This window comes from Pseudomonas sp. MD330_10, from assembly GCF_042610415.1.
GTDB classification, from domain to species: Bacteria; Pseudomonadota; Gammaproteobacteria; order Pseudomonadales; family Pseudomonadaceae; genus Aquipseudomonas; species Aquipseudomonas rhodesiae.
Genome location: NZ_JBHGZU010000089.1, coordinates 1 through 265 on the forward strand (window position 1 = coordinate 1; position 265 = coordinate 265).

At 59.2% G+C, this 265-nt stretch carries 1 pseudogene; it reads right to left on the bottom strand.

The features are described 5' to 3' along the window. Nucleotides 1-265: pseudogene (locus ACFZPT_RS26735) on the bottom strand (polyamine ABC transporter substrate-binding protein); the annotation flags it as partial.

The window sequence follows — 265 nt, forward strand, 5'->3', positions numbered from 1 at the left end:
TGAGCTTGCAGATGTTTTCCGGCTTGAAGATCAAGTCCCAGCTGTCCACCGGCGCATCGTCGCCCAACGCCGCCTAGACCTTGGCCGGGTTGAAGCCGATCAAGATGGTGCCGTACATGTAGGGCACGGCGACTTTGTTGCCGGGGTCGTTGGCCTCGATCAGCTTCATCAGCTTGGGGTCCAAGTGGTTCCAGGTGGGTAACTGGCTTCGGTCCAGAGGCTGGAACACGCCGGCATCGATCTGTTTGGCCAGGAATCCGATGGA